14 protein-coding genes are annotated in these 16449 nt (G+C 74.9%); 12 read left to right on the forward strand and 2 right to left on the reverse strand.

The genetic code is table 11. The features are described from left to right. Positions 1 to 76 precede the first annotated feature (76 nt). Complete coding sequence (locus FHX31_RS13010) at positions 77 to 1528, reverse strand: LVIVD repeat-containing protein (protein WP_013286568.1); 1452 nt, start codon at positions 1526 to 1528, stop codon at positions 77 to 79. 138 nt (positions 1529 to 1666) lie between these two features. On the opposite strand from FHX31_RS13010, the gene FHX31_RS13015 reads away from it, so the two are divergent. The 5 genes from FHX31_RS13015 (at position 1667) to FHX31_RS13035 (ending at position 7807) form a co-directional block, all read left to right on the forward strand. Continuing rightward, on the forward strand, positions 1667 to 2362 hold the full coding sequence (locus FHX31_RS13015) for a DUF305 domain-containing protein (RefSeq protein ID WP_013476615.1): 696 nt from the start codon (positions 1667 to 1669) through the stop codon (positions 2360 to 2362). 165 nt (positions 2363 to 2527) lie between these two features. Then, positions 2528 to 3745, forward strand: a complete 1218-nt coding sequence (locus FHX31_RS13020; protein ID WP_091327424.1) for a sensor histidine kinase — start codon at positions 2528 to 2530, stop codon at positions 3743 to 3745. After that, complete coding sequence (locus FHX31_RS13025) at positions 3742 to 4407, forward strand: response regulator (RefSeq protein ID WP_013476617.1); 666 nt, start codon at positions 3742 to 3744, stop codon at positions 4405 to 4407. Before FHX31_RS13020 ends, FHX31_RS13025 begins: the two co-directional genes overlap by 4 nt. Before the next feature lie 149 nt (positions 4408 to 4556). Next, positions 4557 to 5321 (forward strand): ABC transporter ATP-binding protein, encoded by a 765-nt coding sequence (locus FHX31_RS13030; RefSeq protein ID WP_013476618.1) that lies wholly within the window; start codon positions 4557 to 4559, stop codon positions 5319 to 5321. 5 nt (positions 5322 to 5326) lie between these two features. Continuing rightward, on the forward strand, positions 5327 to 7807 hold the full coding sequence (locus FHX31_RS13035) for an ABC transporter permease (protein WP_013476619.1): 2481 nt from the start codon (positions 5327 to 5329) through the stop codon (positions 7805 to 7807). 67 nt (positions 7808 to 7874) lie between these two features. On the opposite strand, the gene FHX31_RS13040 is transcribed toward FHX31_RS13035, so the two are convergent. Next, entirely contained in the window at positions 7875 to 9260 is a 1386-nt protein-coding gene (locus tag FHX31_RS13040; RefSeq protein WP_184976279.1) for a serine/threonine-protein kinase, read from the reverse strand. Positions 9261 to 9761: 501 nt separating this feature from the next. Here FHX31_RS13040 and FHX31_RS13045 point away from each other — a divergent pair. The 7 genes from FHX31_RS13045 (at position 9762) to FHX31_RS13075 (ending at position 16409) form a co-directional block, all read left to right on the forward strand. Beyond that, on the forward strand, positions 9762 to 10397 hold the full coding sequence (locus tag FHX31_RS13045; protein ID WP_013476621.1) for an RNA polymerase sigma factor: 636 nt from the start codon (positions 9762 to 9764) through the stop codon (positions 10395 to 10397). A gap of 1 nt (position 10398) precedes the next feature. Next, complete coding sequence (locus tag FHX31_RS13050; RefSeq protein WP_013476622.1) at positions 10399 to 11145, forward strand: hypothetical protein; 747 nt, start codon at positions 10399 to 10401, stop codon at positions 11143 to 11145. Positions 11146 to 11300: 155 nt separating this feature from the next. Next, on the forward strand, positions 11301 to 12536 hold the full coding sequence (gene egtA, locus FHX31_RS13055) for an ergothioneine biosynthesis glutamate--cysteine ligase EgtA (RefSeq protein ID WP_013476623.1): 1236 nt from the start codon (positions 11301 to 11303) through the stop codon (positions 12534 to 12536). Next, entirely contained in the window at positions 12533 to 13840 is a 1308-nt protein-coding gene (gene egtB, locus FHX31_RS13060) for an ergothioneine biosynthesis protein EgtB (RefSeq protein WP_013476624.1), read from the forward strand. The genes egtA and egtB overlap by 4 nt, the downstream gene beginning before the upstream one ends. A gap of 9 nt (positions 13841 to 13849) precedes the next feature. Next, entirely contained in the window at positions 13850 to 14632 is a 783-nt protein-coding gene (gene egtC / locus FHX31_RS13065) for an ergothioneine biosynthesis protein EgtC (RefSeq protein WP_013286561.1), read from the forward strand. Next, the gene (gene egtD, locus FHX31_RS13070) at positions 14629 to 15594 is read left to right on the forward strand and encodes an L-histidine N(alpha)-methyltransferase (RefSeq protein ID WP_013286560.1); all 966 of its coding nucleotides are present in this window, start codon (positions 14629 to 14631) and stop codon (positions 15592 to 15594) included. The genes egtC and egtD overlap by 4 nt, the downstream gene beginning before the upstream one ends. Before the next feature lie 227 nt (positions 15595 to 15821). Then, positions 15822 to 16409: a TMEM165/GDT1 family protein gene (locus FHX31_RS13075; protein WP_013286559.1), complete on the forward strand. Its 588-nt coding sequence runs from the start codon at positions 15822 to 15824 to the stop codon at positions 16407 to 16409. Positions 16410 to 16449: the final 40 nt, after the last annotated feature.

The following is a 16449-nucleotide window of genomic DNA, read 5'->3' on the forward strand; positions in this document are numbered from 1 at the left end:
TCCGTTCCCGTCCCGGGACAGCACCGGGCCCGGCGCCCCCGTGCGGGGAACGCCGGGCCCGGCCACGGTCAGCGGGTCACCAGCTCAGGTAACCGGCCTGCGTCTGCACGTTCAGCTCGGGCACCAGCAGGAACTGCGCCAGCCAGGTACGCGGGTCACGCAGCTCCAGCACGTCCAGTCCCTTCTGGATGTCGCTGGAGTAGATGTGGCCGTTGTACCAGTAGGCCGACCAGGACCCGCCGGTACGCAGCTGCGAGGCGTCCAGCGGCCCGCGCTCCCAGTAGGCGATCTCCTTGGGCTTGCGCGAGTCGGTGAAGTCCCACACCGAGATGCCGCCCTGGTACCACGCCTGGACCATGATGTCGCGGCCGGGCACCGGGATCAGCGAGCCGTTGTGGGCCACGCAGTTCTCCGTGTCCGCGTTGACGCGGGGGATCTTGTAGTAGCTGCGGAACTCCAGCTTGCGGGCGTCACCGCGGCCGGTGATGTCGTAGATGGCGTCCGCGCCGCGGTTCGGGCCGACCACCTCGTTGCAGGTGGCCGCGCCGCCGCCGCCCAGCTCGTCGGTGAAGACGACCTTGGTGCCGGCGTTGTTGAACGTGGCCGAGTGCCAGAACGCGAAGTTCTCCGCGTCGGTGACCCGCTCGATCACCCGGGGCGCCTCGCGGTTCTTGATGTCCAGCAGGACGCCGTCACCCATGCAGGCGCCCGCGGCCAGGTCCTTCGACGGGTACGCGGTGATGTCGTGGCAGCCGGTGGTGGCCGACGACTGGCCCGGGATACCCGGGTAGCCGCCGTCCGGGAAGAGGTTCGGCGTGGCGACCACGGAGGCCGTGGTGGGGTTCTTCACCGGCACCTTGACGATGGAGATGGAGTCGTGCGGCGGCTGGCAGTCCGGGAACTCGGCCCGCGGGCTGTACGAGGAGACGTACAGGTAGACGTTCCGCTTGTCCTTGCCGGGCACCAGCGTGTGGGTGTGCGAGCCGCACGCCGTCTCGACCGACTTGATGTAGCGCGGGTTGCGCTTGTCCCGGATGTCGAAGATCTTGATGCCCTCCCAGGACTCCTTCACCGACGCCGGCTGGCTGGTGCTGGCGCAGGAGTCGTCGCTGCGGGAGGAGTCGGTCGACAGGAACAGCAGGTTGCCGTGGACCGAGATGTCGTTCTGTGAGCCGGGGCAGAGCACCTGGGACACGATTGCCGGGCGGCTCGGGCGGGAGACGTCGTAGACGACGAACCCGTCGTAGTTGCCGACGAACGCGTACCGCCCCTGGAAGGCGATGTCGGTGCCGAGGGCGGCCGTGGTGTCGAACGGCGCCTGCTTCGGCAGGTTCGCCACCTGGCGCAGGTTGGGGCTGCTGGAGATCTCGTCGACACCGGGGACGGCGTTGTCCACGGTGGCCGGCGCGGCCTGGGCGCGGGGGATCTCCTGGGCGCTGCTCGGCGGCGCGGTGACGACGCCGGCGAGCAGCAGGCCGGCGGCGGCCAGGCTGACGATCCGGATACGAGACGTGCGGATGTTGATCATCGGCAACACCCTTCGAAAGGGGGTCATGATTCGCCACACCTTACCTATTGGAGACGGCCATCAATGTGATCTGGATCACACTGGGGAACTTTCGTCTATGGATAGGATCGCTGTCACCTTGACCGGAGGAGGCGTCGTATGACCAGCCGGCAGGCGCGCGTGTGGGTGGGCGTCACAGCACTGGTGACCCTCGTGGTGGTCGGGGCGCTCGCGCTGACCGGGCGCGAGGACGCCCGTACCCCGGAGGCGGCCGGAACCGCCGCGGCGGCCGCGCCGAGCGCGAGCGCCGCCGGGTCGGCGCCACCCGTGGTGGTCCCGGGACGCCCGGGGGAGCCCGCCGCGACCCGCCCCGCCGAGCAGGTCCGGGGCGCCACCACGCCGCGGTGGAACAGCCTCGACGTCTGGTACGTCCGGATGATGATCCCGCACCACGAACAGGCCCTGGAGATGGCATCCCTCGCGCCCGAGCGCGCCGCCGACGCGCGGATCCGCGCCGTGGCCGAGCGGATCCGCGCCGCACAGGGCCCGGAGGTCGGCCTGCTGCGCGCCTGGCTCAGTACCCGCGACCTGCCCGCCGACGTGCCCGGGCACGACCACGGCAGCATGCGCGGGATGCAGTCCGCCGAGGCGATGCGGCGGCTCGCCGACGCGCGCGGCGCGGCGTTCGACCGGCTGTTCGTGCAGATGATGTCCGACCACCACCGGGGCGCCATCGTCATGTCCACCGACCTGCTGAAGGTCGGCGCCGACCAGCCGATGCAGGAGTTCGCCACCGCGGTCGCGGTCGAGCAGTCCGCCGAGATCACCCGCATGCAGGCCCTCCTGACCCCCTGACCCGCCCTCACCCCACCCCACCCGCCCCTCACCCCGTCGATCATGAAGTTGGCTGCGACAAATCGGACAGCATCCGCCGCCAACTTCATGATCGACGGGGACGGGCCGGGGACGGGTCGGGGACGGGCCGGGGGCGGCGGGGGGGCGGGCCTAGGCTGGGGGATCGTGAACCGCCTGATCCTCGGTCGTCCGCTGCGCGGCGTCGCGTTCGACGCCGCCGTCTGCGGGCTCGTCGTGTTCTTCGTGCTGTCCGGGTACTTCGCCGGGCTGACCGGGCTCGCGGCGTCCGCGGTCGGCCTGGCGATGGCGGCGGTGCTGTTCTTCCGGCGTACCCACCCGTCGGCGGTGGGCGTCCTGGTGGCCGCGCTCGCGCTGGTCCAGGTGATCGCCGGCTGGGGTCCGTTCAGCTACGACGTCGCCGTGCTGATCGCCCTGTACAGCGTGGTCAAGTACGCCGACCGGCTCCGCGACGGCATCGTCGCCGGGGTCGTCGCCGCGATCGGCGGGGTGCTCGCCGCGCTCCAGTCGCCCGGCACCGGGCCCTGGTGGATGGGCGCGTTCTTCTACGCCCTGATCGTCGGCGCGGTCTGGCTGGCCGGGCTGAACCTGCGGACCCGCCGGCTCTACGTGGTCAGCCTGGAGGAGCGTGCCGCCACGCTGGAGCGGGAACGGGAGGCGGAGGCGCGCGCCGCCGTCGCCGAGGAACGCACCCGCATCGCCCGTGAGCTGCACGACGTGGTCGCCCACAGCATGGCCGTGATGATCGTGCAGGCGGACGGGGTGCGGTTCACGCTCGACCGGGATCCGGCCACCGCCCGGGAGGCGGCCAAGGTGGTCGCGGACACCGGCCGGGCGGCGCTGGAGGAGATGCGGCGGCTGGTCGGCGTACTCCGGGAACCCGACCGCCCGGAGCCGCTGCCGGCGGCGGGCGAGCCGGCCGCCGAGCCGGCGCACCGCCGACCCGCGCTGGTGGAACTGCCCGCGTTGCTCGACCGGTTCCGTGCCGCCGGGCTGCGGATCGCCTGCGGCGGCGCCGGCACCCCGCGGGCGCTGCCGCCCGGCCTGGAGCTGACCGTCTACCGGGTGGTCCAGGAGAGCCTGACCAACGCGCTCAAGCACGCGGGCGTCGGCGCGTCGGTGGAGCTGACGCTGGACTGGGCCGCGGACGCCGTCGTGGTCCGGGCGGTGGACGACGGCGGCGGCGCTCCGGTGGTCCGGCCGGCGCCGTCCGGCGGGCACGGCCTGGTCGGCATGCGGGAACGGGTCGGGGTGTACGACGGCAGCCTCGCCGCCGGCCCCACACTCGCCGGTGGCTGGCGGGTGCAGGCGCGGCTGCCACTGCCCGCGGCGGCCGGCATCGAGGAAGGGAGCGCGGCGGCGTGACCGTGCGGGTGATGATCGTCGACGACCAGGCGCTGGTGCGGGCCGGGTTCCGGATGGTGCTCGGCTCCCAGCCGGACCTGGAGGTGGTCGGCGAGGCCATCGACGGCGCGGACGCGCTGCGGGTGCTGGACCGGGTCGAGGCCGACGTGGTGGTGATGGACCTGCGGATGCCCACCATGGACGGGGTGGAGGCGACCCGGCGGATCTGCGCCGGTTCGGCCGGCGGCGGCCCGCGCGTGCTGGTGCTCACCACGTTCGACACCGAGGCCGACGCGTTCGCCGCGCTGCGCGCCGGGGCGAGCGGGTTCCTGCTCAAGAACGTGCCGCCGGAGGAGCTCATGGCCGCGATCCGGGTGGTGGCACAGGGCGACTCGGTGGTGGCCCCGTCGATCACCCGGCGGCTGCTCGACCGGTTCGCCGGGCAGCTCGGCCCCGCGCCGACGGCGGACCCGCGGCTGGCCCAGCTCACCGACCGGGAGCGCGAGGTGCTGCTGCTGGTGGCGCAGGGGCTCTCCAACGCCGAGATCGCCGCCCGGGTGCACGTCGCGGAGGCGACCGTGAAGACCCACGTGGGCCGCATCCTGGCCAAGCTCCAGCTCCGCGACCGGGTCCAGGCGGTGGTCCTGGCGTACGAGAGCGGCCTGGTCACGCCCGGCGGCTGACCGGCCGTACGTCCCAGGTCGTACGGGTTTGCCCGGTGGGGGACGACCGTGGTCGCACCGAGGTCGAGCGCGCAGGTGGAGATCAACTGACCGGTGCCGGACCTAGCGTCGGAACTGTCCCAAAGACCGTGTCCGACAGGAGCACCACCGTGTCCGCACCACCGACCACAGGCGTCGCCCTCGCCGCCCGCGCACTGCGCAAGGAGTACGGCGTGGGGCAGTCCCGCGTCGTCGCGCTCGACGGCGTCGACCTCGACCTGGCCGCCGCCCGGTTCACCGCCGTCATGGGCCCGTCCGGCTCCGGCAAGTCCACGCTGCTGCACTGCCTCGCCGGCCTCGACCGGCCGACCGCCGGGGCGGTCCACATCGGTGACGCCGACCTGACGCGCCTGGACGACCGGCGGCTCACCCGGCTGCGCCGGGACCGGATCGGTTTCGTCTTCCAGAAGTTCAACCTGCTGCCCACGCTCACCGCCGAGGAGAACATCGTCCTCCCGCTGGCGATCGCCGGCCGCCGGCCGGACGCGACGTGGCTGCGTCAGGTGGTCGCCGCGGTGGGCCTGACCGACCGCCTCGGGCACCGTCCGGCCGAGTTGTCCGGCGGGCAGCAGCAGCGCGTCGCGGTGGCCCGCGCCCTGATCAACCGGCCGTGGGTGATCTTCGCCGACGAGCCGACCGGCAACCTCGACTCGCGCTCCGGCGCGGAGGTGCTGCGGCTGCTGCGCGAGGCGGTGGACACGCTCGGCCAGACCGTCGTCATGGTCACCCACGACCCGGCCGCCGCCGCGCACGCCGACCGGGTGGTCTTCCTCGCCGACGGCCGGCTGGTCGACGAGCTGCACGAGCCGACAGTCGGTGACGTCCGGGACGCGCTCAGCCGGCTCGACCCGGCCGTGGCGCCGGCGGGGCGGTGAGCGTGATGCTGCGCCTGACCCTGCGCCAGGTCCGCGCCGACGGCCTGCGCCTGCTGCTGTCCTCGCTGGCGATCGTGCTCGGCGTCGCGTTCGTCGCCGGCACGCTGATGTTCGTCGACGGCATGCGCGCCGGGGCGTACGAGCGGGCCGGTGAGTTCGACAGACACACCGACCTGGCCGCGTACGCCGGGACCGAACCGCTGCCCCCGGCGCTCGTGGACCGGGTACGCGCCGTCGACGGGGTGGCCGCCGCCGCGGGCGAGCTCACCGGCTCCGCCGGCGTGGTCGGCACCGACGGCCGTCCCGTGCTCGGGTACGCGGTGCTCGCCGCGATCCCCACCGAGGCGGACCTCCAGTCCTACGACGTGGTGGCCGGGCGGCTGCCGCAGCGCCCCGGCGAGGTGGTGCTGGACGACGGGACCGTCGCCGAGCAGCGCTTCACACTGGGCGGACCGGTGTCGATCGGCGGGCGGGACGGCGCGGCCCGCCCGTACACCCTGGTCGGCACCGTCGACGTGGACGGCAGCTCCCGCGACGTCGGCGGCCCGTACATCGGGCTGACCGGCCCGGACGCGCTCACCGTCAGCGGCGAGAAGGGCTACGGCCGGATCATGGTGGCGGCGCGGCCCGGTGCCGACGCGGCGGCGCTGGCCGACCGGATCCGCGCCGTGGTGGGGCCGGACGTGACGGTCCGGGACCGGGACGCCGTCCTCGACGCGGCAGTCGACGACGCGGTACGCGACCTGCGGCAGTTCGGGATGCTGCTGGGCACGTTCGCGGCGGTCGCCGTGGTGGTGGCCGGCTTCGTGATCGCCAACACCTTCGCCATCGTGCTCGCCCAGCGCTCCCGGCGTACCGCGCTGCTGCGCCTGGTCGGCGCCACCCGGGGGCAGATCTACCGGGCCACGCTGTCCGAGGCGGCGGTGACCGGCCTGCTCGCCTCCGTGGTCGGAGTGCTGGCCGGCGCGGCGGTGGCCGGCGGCCTCGGCCTCCTGCTCGCCGGCACCGGCGTGCCGCTGGGCAGCGGGCTCACGCTGACCCCGCGTACGCTGCTGGTCTCGCTGGGGCTGGGGACGCTGCTCACGGTGGCGTCGGCCGCGCTGCCGGCCTGGCAGGGCACCCGGGTCGCCCCGGTGGCGGCGCTCACCGACGCGGCGGTCGACCCGGTCCGCCCGGCCGGTCGGATCCGGCTGGCGGTCGGCGTGCTGGCGCTCGCCGCCGGTGTGGCGGCGCTGGCCGGCGCCGGCGCCACCGGCCAGGTGGTGCTGGTCGCGGCGGGCGGGCTGCTGGCCTTCGGCGGCATCGTGGCGTTCGGCCCGGTGCTGGTGCCGGCGCTGGTACGGGTGCTCGGCGGGCCGTTCCGTGCGGCGTTCGGCGCCACCGGCGGGCTGGCGGTGTCGAACGCGGTGCGTAACCCGCGCCGGGTCGCCGCCACCGCGACGGCCATGGTGATCGGCATCGGGCTGGTCTCGGCCTTCGTGGTCGGCGCGGCGAGTGTCAAGTCCGGCATCGAACGCGCGGTGGACGCCCGGATCGGCGTGGACTTCCTCGTCACCGGCATCGGCGGTGACCTGCCGGCCACGGTCGCCGGCGAACTGGCCGCCCGCCCGGAGCTGGGCGTGGTGCACGAGCAGCGCAGCCGGGTGGTCGGCGACATGCAGCTGCGCGCCGCGCATCCGGCGCTGGTCCGGCGGACGCTGTCCGCCGTGGACGCCGGTGACCCGGCGGATCTGGGGCCGGGAGCGGTGCTGGTGCACCGCGAACTGGCCGCCGCCCGGGGCTGGACGGCCGGCTCCACGATCACGCTCGCCGGGCGGCCGTTCCGGATCGCCGCGGTGGTGGCCGACGAGGAGCCGGTCCTGGCCGGCAGCCCGGTGCCCGCCGGGCATCTGGTGGACGTGCTGGACGCCGACTTCACCGCCATGTTCCCGGCCGAGCGCGGCTACCTGGCCGAGGTGGACCCGGCCGCCGGGGTGAGCGTCGACGCGGCCCGGGCCGCCGTCGAGTCGGTGCTGGCCCGCTACCCGACGGTGAACGTGATGGACCAGGCCGCGTACAAGAAGATGCTCACCGGCACCGTCGACCTGGTGCTGGGGTTCGTCACCGCGCTGCTCGGCCTGGCCGTGGTGATCTCGCTGGTCGGGGTCGCCAACACGCTCAGCCTGTCCGTGGTGGAACGCACCCGGGAGACGGCGGTGCTGCGTGCGGTCGGACTGAGCCGGGCCGGGATGCGGGGCGTGCTCGCGGTCGAGGCGGTGCTCACCGCGCTCGTCGGCACGCTGCTCGGCATCGCGCTCGGCACCGGGACGGCGGCCGGGGCGACGGCTGTGGTCGCCCGCATCGGCGGTGACTTCACGCTGGTGCTGCCCTGGGGACGGATCGGGCTGATCGTCGCCGTGGCGGTGGTGGCCGCGCTGCTCGCCTCGGTCCTGCCGGCCCGCCGCGCCCTGTCCCGGCCGGTCGTGGCGTCGCTCGGCGCGGACTGACCGCCCGGTCCCGGACACGCACGAGCCGGCTCCGCCGTGGGCGGGGCCGGCTCGTGGATGCCGTGGGTCAGGGCTGGGTGACCGGCTGCCCGCCGGTGTCCCCGCCGCCGGTGCCTTCGGTCGGCGGAGTGCTCGGTGGGGTCGTTGTCGGCGTGACCGGTTCCGTCGTCGTCGGGGCGCTCGGCGGCGTGCTGCTCGGCTCGTCCGTCGGGGCCGGCTCGTCGGTCACGCTCGGCTGCGCCGACGGGGTCGGGGAGGAGCTCGGCGTCACCGAGGGTGTGGCCGACGGCCGGCCACCCGGACCGACCGGGCGGTAGGTGTACTCGTCGTCGGCCGACGGCTCGTCGGCGACCGGCTCCGCGGCCGGATCGCTCGGCGCCACCGCGGGCGCCGTCTTGTCGATCTTCGTGGCCGGTTCGGCCGTGTCGTTCGCGGCGGCCACGAGCGCGCCCAGCGCGCCCATCGCCACCAGCACCGCGCCCAGCGCACCGACGAGCGTGCCGCGCCGGCCCCGCCGCCGCGACGTCGCCACCGCGGCACCCGGGCGGACCGCCGGCTGGTCGTCCCGCGACCGCGCCTGGCCCGCCGCACCGCGCAGCGCCACCGTCGCGGTCGGCGAGTCGGTACGCGCGGCCCGGGCCGCGTCGGCCATCGCCGCCGCGCTCGCGTAGCGGTCGGCCGGATCCTTGGCCAGCGCCCGCGACACCAGCTCCCGCACCGACGCCGGGATCTCCGCCGGCAGCTCCGGCGGCTCGTCGTCGAGATGGCGTACGGCCACCTGGAGCGGGTTGTCGCCGGTGAACGGCGGGCTGCCGGTGAGGCAGCAGTACGCGACGGCGCCGAGCGCGTACACGTCGGTGGCGCCCGAGACGGGCCGCCCGGCGGCCTGCTCCGGCGCCATGTAGAGGGCGGTGCCGGGCACCGCGTTCGTGCTGGTGATGCTCGTGACGTTGGTCGAGCGGGCCACCCCGAAGTCGACCAGGACCACGGTGCCGTCGTCCTGCACGAGCAGGTTGCTCGGCTTCACGTCCCGGTGGACGATGCCCCGGCCGTGCGCCGCGTGCAGGGCCTGCGCCACCTGGGCCACGATCGACATGGTCTCGGCGACCTCGAGGCACCCGGCGGTCTCGATCCGCCGCGACAGCGGCTCACCGGCGACGAACTCCATCACCAGGTAGTCGGCCCGGCCGCCGCTGGGCAGGTCGTCCTCACCGCAGTCGAAGACCTGCACCACGCCGGGGTGGCGCAGGGAGGCCATGATCCGGGCCTCGGAACGGAACCGGGCGATGAAGTCGGGGTCGGACACCAGGGCGGGAAGCAGGACCTTCACCGCGACCGGGCGACCGAGGACAAGGTCTGTGGCACGCCAGACGTCGCCCATGCCGCCGGTGGCGACACGGTCATCAAGGCGGTACCGACCGCTGAGTACGACGTCTGAGGACAGCACCCCCATACCGTACCCACAGCAGGCCTGAAGTATTTCCCGCGATATCGGCGGCCGGTCCGGCCGGCCGTTCGGCCGGGTGTCCGGCACCCGGGACGCCGATCGGCTGATCGTGATCGACCCGGTACGATCGGCCAGAAAGTGACGCGCCCCCGCGCTCCCGGCCCGCCGTACCGGCGGGGGTCCGATCCGGGGAGCGTCACGCCCGCCGTCGGTGTTACCCCGACACGCCGGTGGCGCAGGTAGACATTTCTCTCTGTTTCTCCGCCGTGCGGAGGCTTGCCGACGCATCCCGCCCGCCCCGGCGTCGGCCCGACTCCCGGCCGCCCCCGGACGCCGGTACGGTATGTCCCGCCGACGCCCGTGCCGCGCGCGGCAGTTTCCACGGCGCACCGCACCCTCGTGCGGGTGCCCGATCAGCTCACCGGGGGGCCGAGTGCGGATGGCGGTGTGGTCACTGGCACCCGTTGACGCCCGGCTCCGGGCCGTCATCCGGGTGGGGCGGCGCGCGTGACGGCCGAACTGAACGAGGCGGTCGCCGGGGCGCAGGCGGGCGACGAGGAGGCGTTCCGGTTCCTCTACCGCAGCCTGCAGCCCGCGCTGCTGCGTTACCTGACCGCGCTCGTCGGCGCGGACGCCGAGGACGTGGCCTCGGAGGCGTGGCTCCAGATCTCGCGCGACCTGCCGTCGTTCACCGGTGGCGAGTTCCGCGCCTGGGTGGTCACGATCGCCCGCAACCGGGCCATGGACCACCTGCGCCGGCAGCGGCGGCGTCCCTCCGTGCCGGTGCCCGTGCAGGCGCTCAACGACCTGGCCGCCGACGTCGACACCGCCGACCGGGCCGGTGAGGCCATCGCCACCGAGAGCGCGCTGGCGCTGATCCGTACGCTGCCACCGGCCGAGGCCGAGGCGGTGATGCTGCGGGCCGTCATCGGCCTGGACGCGGAGACCGCCGGGCGGGTGCTGGGCCGGCGGGCCGGCGCGGTCCGTACCGCCGCGCACCGGGGCCTGCGCCGGCTGGCCGCGATGCTGGAGCGCTCGGCGGCGCAGGCCGCGCCGGACGACACCCGGGACGCCGTCGCGCCGCGTCCCCGTACCGACCGCCAGGTGCCGCACGCGCCCGAGGCCGAGCCGGCGGAGGGCTGACGTGAGGGGAGACGACGGCATGCACGCTCGCCGGTCCGGCGGGCCCGCCGACCGGGCGGAGTCCGACCGCCTGCTCGACGCCGCGCGCGCCGGCACGCCGCCGGAGGCCGACGCCGACCCGCTGAGCCGGCTGCTGTCCGCCGCCGCCGGACCGGCGGCCCCCGGCGAGGTCGCCGGGGAGGAGCGGGCGCTCGCCGCCTTCCGGGCGGCCCGCGCCGGGACCGAACCGGCGCCGGTGGCCGCGCCGCGCCCGCGCCGGCGCCTGCGGATCGCCGCCGCGCTGTCCGGGCTGGCCGCCACCGCCGTCGCCGGGGTGGCGTTCGCCGCCGTACGCCTGGACAGCAACCCCGAGCCGGTGCTCCCGCCCGCGACGACAGCCGGACCCACCGGCCCCGCCGTCACCGGGCCGTCGCGGCCGGCACCGAGCACCCCCGCCGGCGACGCGTCCGGAGCGGCGTCGCCACCGGCGCCGACGCCGGTGCCCTCCGGTACGCCGAGCGCCAAGGCCCGGCCGTCCGCACCCCCGGCCGGCGGGGCGAGCATGGCCGGCCACTGCCGTGCCTACCTGGCCAAGTCGGAGCGGCAGCGGGAGAAGGCGCTCACCAAGCCGGGCTTCGCCGACCTGGTGGCCGCCGCGGGCGGCCCCGAGCAGGTGGAGAGCTACTGCCGGAACCTGGTCGGCGCTCCGGCGGACGACCCGCACGACGACCCGGAGCCCGAGCGCCCGGGTCCGCGGACGGACGACTGACCGCCACCGCGCAATCAGATTCCGGACAAAAATTCATCTCTCCGGGCAAGCGGAACTCGTCTGCTAGACAGAGGATGGTGGGGCGGCGTCCCGTGCCGTCCCGGCCGGGCGCGTCGCCACGACGTTGTCGCCCATCGCCGAGGAGGAGCCGTCCCATGGTGATGTCGCCGGATCTGGACCGGGCAGTCGTCCTGGGGGACGAGGAGGCGGCCCGGGGCCACCTCGCCCGGATCTGCTTCAAGACCGGGCCACCCGCACTCGTCGGCGTCGAACTGGAATGGACCGTGCACGACGCCGCGGACCCGGCCCGGCCGGTCGACCGCGAGCGACTACGCGAGGCGCTGGGGCGGCACAGCCCCGTGACCCTCGACCCCACCAGCCCGGCCGACGAGCTCCGGCGCGGCGGCGCCGTGACCGTGGAGCCCGGCGGGCAGGTGGAGATCTCCGCGACACCGCGATCGTCGGTCGCCGCGCTCATCCTGGCCACCGAGGCCGACGTCGCCGAGCTGCGGGCCCGGCTGGACGCCGCCGGCCTGGTGCTCGGCCGCAGCGGCATCGACCCCTGGCGCCTTCCCCGGCCTGTCGTGGAGACCCCGCGCTACCGGGCCATGCGGTGCGCCTTCGACCGGCGCGGCCCGGCGGGACGGGCGATGATGTACAGCACCGCCGGCCTCCAGGTCTGCCTGGACGCGGGCGAACCGGAGCACGTGGCCCAGCGGTGGGCCGCCGCGCACGCCGTCGGCCCGCCGCTGCTCGCCGCCTTCGCCACCGCCGACCGGCACGCGGGCCGCCGCACCGGCTGGGCCTCCGCCCGGATGGCCACCTGGCTGGCCATCGATCCGGCCCGGACCCGTCCGGTCTGGTCGCCCGAGCGTGCCGACGAGGACCCGGTGGCGGCCTGGACCGGGTACGCGCTGGCCGCGCCGCTGCTGTGCGTACGCGGCGACGGCCCGGACTGGACCGCGCCGCCCGGTGTCACGTTCGCCGACTGGCTGGCCGGGGCGCTGCCCCGCCCACCGACCACCGACGACCTGGAATACCACCTCAGCACGCTGTTCCCGCCGGTACGCCCGCGCGGCTACCTGGAGCTGCGCTACCTGGACACCCAGCCCGGCCCGGAGTGGACCGTGCCGCTGGCGGTGCTGGCGGCGCTCTTCGCCGACCCGGCCACCACCCGGGACGCGCTGGCGGCGGCCGGCCCGGTCGCCGACCGGTGGCGCGCGGCGGCCCGGTGCGGGCTGGCCGAGCGTCCGCTGGCCACCGCCGCGGCGGCGCTGTTCGACCTGGCCCTGACAGCCCTGCCCCGGCTCGACCTGCCGGCCGGCATCCACGACGAGACCCAGCGAGCGATCCGGCGGCACCGCGCCGCCGCGGAGAGGGGACACCGGTGACCACCACCGAGCGACTACGCGACCGGATCGCCGCGGAACTGGAGCGGACCCGGGCCCGTACCGCGCTGCTGACCGACGCGGTGGACGACGACGACCTGGTCCGGCAGCACTCCACGCTGATGTCGCCGCTGGTCTGGGACCTGGCGCACGTCGGCAACCAGGAGGAGCTGTGGCTGGTCCGCGACGTCGGCGGCCGCGACCCGGTGCGCCACGACATCGACGACCTCTACGACGCGTTCAAGCAGCCCCGCAAGGACCGGCCGGCCCTGCCGCTGCTGCCCCCGGCCGAGGCCCGCGCGTACGTCAGTACGGTACGGGAGAAGGTGTTCGACCTGCTCGACGGCATCCGCTTCACCGAGCGTCCCCTCGTCGCCGACGGGTTCGCGTTCGGCATGATCGTGCAGCACGAGCAGCAGCACGACGAGACCATGCTCGCCACCCACCAGCTGCGTGCCGGCGCCCCGGTGCTGGACGCGCCGCCCCCGCCGGAGCCCCGGGCCCGGGTCGGCGGGGAGGTGCGGGTGCCGGCCGGGCCGTTCACCATGGGCACCTCCACCGACCCGTGGGCGCTGGACAACGAGCGCCCGGCGCACACCGTCGACCTGCCCGCGTACGTCATCGACGCCGCGCCGGTGACGAACGGGCAGTACCGGGCGTTCGTCGCTGACGGCGGGTACGACGAGCCGCGCTGGTGGAGCGAGGCCGGCTGGCGGCACCGGATCGAGGCGGACCTGAGCGCGCCGATGCACTGGCGGCGCGACGGGGACGGCTGGGCGTACCGCCGGTTCGGCCGCTGGTCGCCGGTACGCGACGACGAGCCGGTGGTGCACGTCTGCTGGTACGAGGCGCAGGCGTACGCGGCGTGGGCCGGCAAGCGGCTGCCGACGGAGGCGGAGTGGGAGAAGGCGGCCCGCTGGGATCCGGCGACCGGCCGGTCCCGCCGCTACCCGTGGGGCGACGAGGACCCGGCCACCGAGCACGCCAACCTGGGCCAGCGGCACCTGTGGCCGGCGCCGGTGGGCGCGTACCCGGCGGGCGCCTCGCCGCTGGGCGTGCACCAGCTCGTCGGCGACGTGTGGGAGTGGACCTCCTCGCCGTTCCGGGGCCACCCGGGCTTCACCGCGTTCCCGTACCGGGAGTACTCGGAGGTCTTCTTCGGCGACGACCACCGGGTGCTGCGCGGCGGCTCGTTCGGCACCGACCGGTCCGCCTGCCGGGGCACGTTCCGCAATTGGGACTACCCGATCCGGCGGCAGATCTTCAGCGGTTTCCGCTGCGCCCGTGACACCGGACCCGAGGAGTGAGCCGGCCCGATGTGCCGTCACCTCGCGTATCTCGGTCCACCCGTGCTCCTGCGCAGCCTGCTGTCCGACCCGCCGTACGGGCTGCTGCGCCAGTCGTGGGCGCCGCGTGACATGCGTGGCGGCGGCACGATAAACGCCGACGGTTTCGGCGTCGCCTGGTATCCCGACGACGGCGACCCGGTCCGCTACCGGCGGGCCCAGCCGATGTGGAGCGACACCACACTGCCGGAGCTGGCCGCCGTGACGCGGGTGCGGGCGGTGCTGGCCGCGGTCCGATCCGCCACCGTCGGCATGCCGCTGCACGAGACCGCCGCGGCGCCCTTCGCCGAGGGGCGGTGGCTGTTCAGCCACAACGGCGTGGTGAAGGGCTGGCCGGACAGCCTGGTCCCGCTCGCCGCCGGCCTGCCCGTGCGCGACCTGATCACACTCGACGTGCCGACCGACTCGGCGCTGCTGTGGGCGCTGGTCCGGCACCGGCTGCGGGCCGGCGCGCCACCGGACGAGGCGGTGGCGGACACCGTCGCGGCGGTCGCCGCCGCCGCTCCCGGCTCGCGGCTGAACCTGCTGCTCACCGACGGTACGACTGTGGTGGCGAGCACGGCCGGGCACGCGCTGTCGGTGCGCCGCGGCCCGGACTCGGTGCTGCTGGCGTCCGAACCGTTCGACGACGACCCGGCCTGGCGGGCCGTGCCGGACGGCCGGCTCGTGGTGGCGACCACGGGCGGGCTCGACGTGCGGGAGACGACCGCCGTCCGACGATCCGTACCCACCGCAAGAGAGGACACTCGATGAGCGCGGAGCCGCTGGAGATCCACCTGGAGCAGCAGGACCTCGACCGTGGGTTGCGGGAGGACGTGCGGGTCGGGCTGGCCGCGACGCCGAAGTGGCTGCCGCCGAAGTGGTTCTACGACGCCCGGGGCAGCGAGCTGTTCGAGGAGATCACCCGCCTGCCGGAGTACTACCCGACGCGGGCCGAGCGGGCGGTGCTGGCCGCGCACGCCGACGACGTCGCCACCATGACCGGGGCGAAGACGCTGATCGAGCTGGGTTCGGGTTCGTCGGAGAAGACCCGGCTGCTGCTCGACGCGTTCACCCGCCACGGCGACCTGGGCACGTTCGTGCCGCTGGACGTCTCGGTGAGCGCGTTGCGGTCGTCCACCGAGCAGATCGCCGCCGCGTACCCGGGGCTGCGGGTGCGGGGGATCGTCGGTGACTTCACCCGTCACCTGGACCGGCTGCCCACCGGCGGCCGTCGTCTGGTGGCGTTCCTCGGCGGCACGATCGGCAACCTGCTGCCGGTGGAGCGGGCCGAGTTCCTCACCGCGATGCGCGCGGCGCTGGAGACCGGCGACTGGCTGCTGGTCGGCACCGACCTGGTCAAGGACCCGGGCGTGATCGTGCCCGCGTACGACGACGCGGCGGGCGTGACCGCCGAGTTCAACCGCAACGTGCTCCGGGTGATCAACCGTGAGCTGGGCGCGGACTTCGACGTCGACGCGTTCCGGCACGTGGCGGTCTGGGATCCCGACCGGGAGTGGATCGAGATGCGGTTGCGCGCCGAGCACCCGGCCCGGGTGCGGGTCCTGGACACCGACGTGGTGTTCGCCGCCGGCGAGGAGCTGCGGACCGAGGTGTCGGCCAAGTTCCGGCCGGAGGGGATCGCAGCCGAGCTGACCGCCGCCGGGTTCGACAGGCGGGCGTTCTGGACCGACCCGGACGGGCTGTTCGGCGTGAGCCTGGCCCGGGCCGACTGAGGGCCGCCGTGGCCCCGCCCACACCCGGTGACCGGGGCGGCCGGTGATCGGCTAGGCTGGCGGCGCGAAGGGGAGTAGCCCCCAATGTCGTGGTCGACACACTGGTGCGTTCCGCATCCGGCCACGCGGCCCCGGTCTCCGGGGCGGGCGAGACCTTCGACTCAGGCTGTCGCAGCCGGGTCGAGGGCGCCCCCGTTCCTCCTCCCGGCTTGATCGGGAAGGTTCACATGGAGGGTTTCCTCGTCGCGCTGGTGGTCAGCTTCGGCGTCATCTTCGTCGCCGAGCTGGGCGACAAGTCCCAGCTCATGGCACTGACGTTCGCCACGCGGTTCAAGCCGGTGCCGGTGCTCATCGGCATCACGATCGCCACCGCCGTCGTCCACCTGGCCTCGGTGGCCATCGGGTACGGCCTGAACGCCGCACTGCCCACCGACTGGATCTCGCTCATCGCCGGTCTGGCGTTCCTCGGCTTCGGCGCCTGGACGCTGCGCGGCGACAGGCTGACCGAGGAGGAGAAGCGCAAGGCCGAGCGCGGCGGCCGGTCCGCCGTCATCGCCGTCGGTGTGGCGTTCTTCCTGGCCGAGCTGGGCGACAAGACCATGCTCGCCACCATCACGCTGGCCACCAAGTACGGCTGGTTCGGCACCTGGCTCGGGTCGACGCTCGGCATGGTCGCAGCGGACGCGCTGGCGATCCTGGTGGGCCGGATGCTCGGCCGGCACCTGCCGGAGCGGACCATCCGCTACGGCGCGGCGGTGCTGTTCGCCATCTGCGGCCTCTGGCTGATCTTCGAGGCGGTCTCCGAGCTGACCTGAGCGGAACCGACGTGAGTGGTGCGGCGGCGCCCGATGATCG

The organism is Micromonospora sp. CNZ286 (genome assembly GCF_014207755.1).